The sequence below is a fragment of the Kitasatospora sp. NPDC052868 genome (assembly GCF_044547105.1).
Classification (GTDB): Bacteria; Actinomycetota; Actinomycetes; order Streptomycetales; family Streptomycetaceae; genus Kitasatospora.
In genome coordinates this window covers 77492-83604 of sequence record NZ_JBITZW010000027.1, presented here as the reverse complement: position 1 = coordinate 83604, position 6113 = coordinate 77492, and the positions used below count along the sequence as shown (strand labels likewise).

The 6113-nt window shown below is 77.6% G+C and carries 5 protein-coding genes; 1 reads left to right on the top strand and 4 read right to left on the bottom strand.

From position 1 onward, the window contains the following. Positions 1 to 345 precede the first annotated feature (345 nt). From ACIGZJ_RS31720 to ACIGZJ_RS31710, 3 genes are all read right to left on the bottom strand, one after another. Positions 346 to 1158: a maleylpyruvate isomerase N-terminal domain-containing protein gene (locus ACIGZJ_RS31720; RefSeq protein ID WP_396460522.1), complete on the bottom strand. Its 813-nt coding sequence runs from the start codon at positions 1156 to 1158 to the stop codon at positions 346 to 348. 373 nt (positions 1159 to 1531) lie between these two features. Then, the gene (gene gap, locus ACIGZJ_RS31715) at positions 1532 to 2530 is read right to left on the bottom strand and encodes a type I glyceraldehyde-3-phosphate dehydrogenase (protein WP_396460521.1); all 999 of its coding nucleotides are present in this window, start codon (positions 2528 to 2530) and stop codon (positions 1532 to 1534) included. 270 nt (positions 2531 to 2800) lie between these two features. Further along, positions 2801 to 3748 (bottom strand): GlxA family transcriptional regulator, encoded by a 948-nt coding sequence (locus ACIGZJ_RS31710; protein ID WP_396460527.1) that lies wholly within the window; start codon positions 3746 to 3748, stop codon positions 2801 to 2803. Between the two features lie 1306 nt (positions 3749 to 5054). Between ACIGZJ_RS31710 and ACIGZJ_RS31705 the strand changes: the two genes are divergently transcribed. Further along, a complete protein-coding gene (locus ACIGZJ_RS31705; RefSeq protein ID WP_396460520.1) occupies positions 5055 to 5405 on the top strand; it encodes a hypothetical protein in 351 nt (116 codons plus the stop codon). A 144-nt stretch (positions 5406 to 5549) separates the two neighbouring features. Here ACIGZJ_RS31705 and ACIGZJ_RS31700 read toward each other — a convergent pair whose 3' ends face one another. Next, positions 5550 to 6044, bottom strand: a complete 495-nt coding sequence (locus ACIGZJ_RS31700) for a DUF1772 domain-containing protein (RefSeq protein ID WP_396460519.1) — start codon at positions 6042 to 6044, stop codon at positions 5550 to 5552. Positions 6045 to 6113: the final 69 nt, after the last annotated feature.

Here is a 6113-nt window from a genome sequence, read left to right as displayed (position 1 = left end):
CCTTTCGCCGTACCGGTGGCCTTTCGCCGTACCGGTGGCCTTTCGCCGTACCGGTGGCCTTTCGCCGTACCGGTGGCCTTTCGCCGTACCGGTGGCCTTTCGCCGTACCGGTGGCCGTCCGCCGCTCCGGGGCGACCGGTCGCACCGGTTGGACTGGTCGCACTGGTTGCACGGGCACGGGAGCGCAGGCGGCTCGCCGCGCCCGGCCGGTCCGCCCGGCCGCTACGGCGCCCACCCGCTCCCGCGGCAGGACCCGGCCAGGGGCCGGGTCCGGCCGGCCCGGGGCGCGGCCGCCCGCGCTCCGCCCGAGCCCGGCCCGAGCCCGGCCCGCGCCCCGCCTGTGTCCTACTCCTCCGGCTCCCACGCGCGGAGCAGGTCGAGCAGCCCTGCGTCCCCGTCCACGCGCAGGGATGCGGCAGGGATGCGGTCGTACAGGTAGACGACCAGTTCACCGGCCGTGCCGTGGACGCTGACACCGGCCGCGTCCGCGTCCTCGCCGGTCGGGGCGCCGGGCGCGGGGATGCGGGCGGAGCGTGCGCCGTCGCCGTCGACGGTCAGGCGCCAGGAGCGGCCCTCGGCGGCGTGGAAGTCGAAGGTCGCGGGCTTGTGCGGCCAGGCGACGGGCGAGGCGACGCAGGTGAACAGGAACTCCTCCACCCCGTCGAGCGCCACCCCGTCGAGTGCCGCCTCGAGGGGCGGCGGCTGCGCGGCGCCCGAGGCGAGCAGCGCGTCGTAGGTGTGCACCGCGCTCTCCTGGACCCGGTGGCGGGCCACTCCTCCGGAGGTCCGCGGTGTCTGCAGGCCGCTCCACCACGCCCAGCAGCCGGCGTCCGGGCCCGCCTCGCGCAGGGCGTCCAGCAGGAGCCGCGTCGATGCGGCCAGCCAGGCCGCCATGGCCTCGCGCTCGCGCGGCACCTCCAGCGCGGCGCGCGCGGCGGCGGCCCCGGCCGGGGGGCCGTCGGCCGGCCCCGCGCCCACGATCGCGGCCCAGAAGCGGTCCCCTCCGCCCAGGTGCCTCACCAGGTCGAACAGCGTCCACCCGGGGCAGGTCGGCACCGGCGCGTCGAGGTCGGGCGCGGCGGCGACCGCGGCGCGGAAAGCGCTCGACCGCTCGTCGATCAGGCGCAGCAGGTCGGGGAACTCAAGATTCTTTTCCACGCCGGATGTCTACCACCGCGCTCCGGTCATCGGACAGCGGTTTTCACCGCCGCCCGCCCGGCCCGGACCGCCGCCCGCCCGGCCCGGACCGCCGCCCGCCCGGCCCGGACCGCCGCCCGCCCGGCCCGGACCGCCGCCCGGCCCGGCCCGGACCGGCGCCCGCCGGGAGGCGGGCCGCGGACAGGGCCGGCGGACCCGCACAACCCGCCCGCCCCGCCCGGCAGTCGCCGATCAGCCCCGCCCCCGCCCCGCCCGCCCGCGCCCCGCCCGGCTGAGCCCGGCTCCCGCCCGCTGCGGGGGCGCCCCGTGCGGGGCGGTCCGTGCGGGGCGGTCCGGGCTCCGGGCGCAGCCGGGCGGGCGGGTTGCGCGGGGGTCAGTGGGCGGCGAGGAGGTGGAGGGTGTCCACGACGCGGTTGGAGAAGCCCCACTCGTTGTCGTACCAGGCGACGACCTTGATGTGCCGGCCGTCGACGCGGGTGAGGGCGGAGTCGAAGACGGCGGAGGCGGGGTTGCCGGTGATGTCGGAGGACACCAGCGGGTCCTCGGAGTACTCCAGGATCCCGGCGAGCGCCCCGTCGGCGGCCTCGCGGTAGGCGGCGAGGACCTGCTCGCGGGTCACGTCGCGGGCGACGGTGGTGTTGAGCTCGACGATCGACCCGACGGGCACGGGCACCCGGATGGAGTCGCCGGAGAGCCGGCCCTCGAGGTTCGGCAGGACCAGGCCGATGGCCTTGGCCGCGCCGGTGGTGGTGGGCACGATGTTGACCGCCGCGGCGCGGGCGCGCCGCGGGTCGCGGTGCGGGCCGTCCTGGAGGTTCTGCTCCTGGGTGTAGGCGTGGACGGTGGTCATGAAGCCGTGCTCGATGCCGGCGAGGGTGTCCAGGACGGCGGCCAGCGGCGCGAGGGCGTTGGTGGTGCAGGAGGCGTTGGAGACGACGGTGTGCGCCTGCGGGTCCCAGGCGCCGGTGTTGACGCCGTAGGCGAGGGTGACGTCGGCGCCGTCGGCCGGCGCGCTGACCAGGACCTTGCGGGCGCCGGCCTCGAGGTGGGCGCGGGCGCCGGCGGCGGAGGTGAAGCGGCCGGTCGCCTCCAGGACGATGTCGACGCCGAGTTCGGCCCAGGGCAGCTTGGCCGGCTCGCGCTCGGCGAGCACGGCGATGCGCCGCCCGTCGACCACCAGGGCGTCGTCCTCGGCGCGCACCGGGCGCCCCAGCCGCCCGGCGGCCGTGTCGTAGGCGAGCAGGCGGGCGAGGGCGACGGGCTCGGTGAGGTCGTTGACCGCGGCCACCTCCAGGGCGCTGTCGCGCTCCAGCAGCGCGCGCAGCACGTTGCGTCCGATGCGGCCGAATCCGTTGATGGCGATGCGGGTCATGGGGGCGGGTCCTTTCCGGTCCTTGCGGGTTTGCCACCAGGCTCGCGCACCGCCCCCGGGCGCTGACAGCGCCGTGATCGCCACGCTCCGAAAGGATCGCGCCAACACCGCGCACCCCGCCCGCGCACCCCGCCCGCGCAGGCCCCCGGACCGGCCCGGACCGGCCCGCGCAGGCCCCCGGACCGGCCCGGACCGGCGGAGGGGAGCGGGGGGGGCGGGGGAGGGGGCGGGGGAGGGGCGGGGCCGGCGGCCCCGCCAGGCCCGGGCGGGCTACTCGCCGCGGGCGAAGGTGCGCCGGTACTCGGTGGGCGTGGTGCCAAGGACCCGCTGGAAGTGCTGGCGCAGGTTCGCCCCCGTGCCCAGCCCCGTGTCGGCGGCGATCTGCTCGACCGCCAGCTGGGAGCGCTCCAGCAGCTCGCGGGCCGCGTCGACGCGCGCCCGCATCACCCACTGCATCGGCGTGTACCCGGTGTCCTCGGCGAAGCGCCGCGAGAACGTCCGCGCGGAGACCGCCGCATGACGCGCCAGGACCTGCAGCGTCAGCGCCTCCCCCAGGCGCCCCAGCGCCCACTGCCGGGTCGCCGCGAACCGCTCGCCCAGCGGCTCGGGCACACTGCGCGGCACGTACTGGGCCTGGCCGCCGCTGCGGTAGGGCGCGGCCACCAGCCGCCGGGCCGCATGGTTGGAGGCCGCCACCCCCAGGTCGCCGCGCAGGATGTGCAGGCACAGGTCGATCCCCGAGGCGGCCCCCGCGGACGTCAGCACCCCGCCCTCGTCCACGAACAGGACGTTCTCGTCGACCCGCACGAGCGGGTGCCCGGCCGCCAGCGCCCGCGTGTAGTGCCAGTGCGTGGTGGCCCGCCGCCCGTCCAGCAGACCGGTCGCCGCCAGCGCGAACGCACCCGTGGAGATCGCCGCCAGCCGCGCACCGCGCGCATGCGCGACCACCAGCGCCTCCAGCACCGCCCGCGGCGGCTCCTCGCGGTCCGGGCGCCGGTAGCCGGGAACGAACACGATGTCCGCCCACGCCAGCGCCTCCAGACCGTGCGCGACCGCGTACGACAGGCCGTCGCCCCCCGCCACCAGCCCCCGCTGCGCACCGCACACCCGCACCTCGTAGGGCATGCTCGCCCGGGTCGTGAACACCTGCGCGGGAATCCCGACATCCAGCGGCTTGGCGCCCTCCAGGACCAGGACGGCAACCCGGTGCAGGCGCACGGGCGCAGGCGGGGGCGAGGGCGACGGGGGCGAGGGCGGGGACGGCGGGGACGCGGACACGGGCACGAGGGTACGCCGACACCCCCGCCCACCGCCGAGACCGCCCCCGCCCGGACCCCGCCCGCACCCGGCGCGGGGCGGGCCGGAAGGCCGGCCGGGGGGCCGGACGCTGCCGAACCCGCCCGCGCGCACCGCGGCGGCGAAGGACCGCCAGGCGTCGCGGGGGAGGATCGGGGCGGGCCCGCCGGGATCCTTGACCGCGCGGACAAGCGGCGCGGGCACGCGCTCAAGGCACTGCCGGCGGGTCATCAGGAACCTCACGCCCCCCTGCGCCTGCTCCCGGGCGGCACCGCCGCTCCTGGCGATTCCCGCCTCCAGCGCGCTCGCGCACTCCCCGGCCTGGAGCGGTCCCGGGACGGCACCGGCCTCGAAGAGCCCGGCCTCGGCGGCCCGGGACTCGCAGGCGGCGCTCCGGGAACCCGGGCACCAGGACGGTGTGCCGGTGCTGCCAGTACATCAACGACAGCCTCCCGCCCGACTCCAGGACCTGGCCCGCCGCGAGGGCGAACCCCTCACCCGGAGGCCGCTGCGCAAGTCCGACGAACGAGACGCAGGACGGGTCGTCCTTGCACCTGCGCCGCCGGCTGCGCCCGCGTGAGGCCGCGACCCTCGCGTGACCTGCGAAGCTGCACACCGAACGGGGCCCAGGGCGATGACGTCGGGTCAAGGGGCCCCTTGGTCAGGGCCGTTCCCCCACCTCGCGCCGACGCGGCGGTCAAGCAGACCCCCGCTCCCGATGGCAGCCACCGCCGGGACACCACGGACACAGCCCGTCGAACTCCGGCCACGGAGAGCCCCTGTCAAGCCCGTTCGAGTCCAGACCCCCGGGACTCCACGGCTACGGCGCGCGCGGGGACCTTGGCACACGCCTGTACCGGGTGCGCAACGAGCGGGCGGGGGAGCGGCCCCACGACAGCGGCGGGGCGCTCGCGGGCCTCTCCTCCTACCGCGCCGCCCGGCGCCGCCCGGCGCGGCCTCGAACCGCGCCGGCACGGCGCACTGACAACCCCCGCCCCCGCACCCCGGCGCGGGGCGCGCGGGGCGGGCGGGGCGGGCGGGGCGGCGTGCGCCCCGCGCGCCCCCGCGTGCCGCCACCCAAACCCCCCACCGGGCAGGCGACTTGGACACCGGGCACCCCGCAGGCGCATCATGGCGGGCACCGCGCGCCACACACCCCCTCGCCGGCGCCCGGGCGCCCCGGTGCCACCGGGCACCAGGGACCCCGAAGGGAAGGACGGCAGCCACCGTGAGTCCCGCACTGCGACCCTTTCGCATCGAGGGAAAGGCCATCCAGCTCGCCAGACACCTCGCGGACGCCCAGATCGCCGACCTCGTGCGCTGCTCCTGCATCGGCAACGAGGTCGCCATCGACCTGTCCGACACCCACGTCCTGATCACCCTCGTCGACCTGGACGGCGCCCTGCGCCTGACCTTCCACATGACCCACGACGGCCCCGCCCGCGCCCGCTCCTGGAGCCGGCGCCTGCCCCCCGGCGCCTCGGCCGGCGACATCGCCCACCGCATCGCCGCCGACCTCCACGCCCTGGAACGCGAACTCGCCCCGCTGCGCCGCAACCCGCCCGCGCCCGCGAGCTGACCCCCCGGCACGGGCACACGGGCACACGGGCAGACGGGCACACGAGCGCACGGGCACACGAGCGCACGGGCGCACGGGCGCAGGGGCGCCGGCACGCGCCGCCGTTCGGACCCCGACCGGGGTCCGAACGGCGGCGCGCGGGGGTCAGCCGCGGCCGTGCAGCACCAGCGCCCAGCACAGGCACCCCAGCGCCGCCGTGCACAGCAGCGCCCGCGCCACGTTCCACCGCACCCACCGCGCCTCGAACCGCGCCCGCACCGCCGCCGGGTCCGCGATCCGCCCCGGCTGGCCCGCCGCCGCCAGCGCGTCGTTGAGCGGGATGTTCACCTTGCGCGTCACCGCCAGCGCCGCCACGTAGAACACCAGCGCCGCCACCACCGCCGGCAGCACATCGCGCCCCGCCGCCGGCAGGTGCAGCGCCACCGCCGCCCCCGTCGACAGCAGCGCCCCCACGAACCCCAGCACGAACCAGCCGTTCAGGATCGCCACGTTGATCCGCTGCATCACCTCCACGAACGTCCGGTCGTCCACCCCCCGCAGACCCGGCATCACCGAGCACGCGTAGGCGTAGAACAGGCCGGCCGTCAGGCCGGTCGTGATCGTGGCGGCCACAAGCGCGATCACACGCGACAGTTCCATCGTGGGCTTCCCTCCGGTGAGTTGCGCAACACATACCCTGCGATCATCCAACGGATCGCGGCCGGGACC

Excerpts from the sequence above, each read along its gene's own strand:
- gap (WP_396460521.1), bottom strand. The coding sequence starts at position 2,530 with ATGACCCGCATCGCCATCAACGGATTCGGCCGCATCGGACGCAACGTG.
- ACIGZJ_RS31700 (WP_396460519.1), bottom strand. The coding sequence starts at position 6,044 with ATGGAACTGTCGCGTGTGATCGCGCTTGTGGCCGCCACGATCACGACC.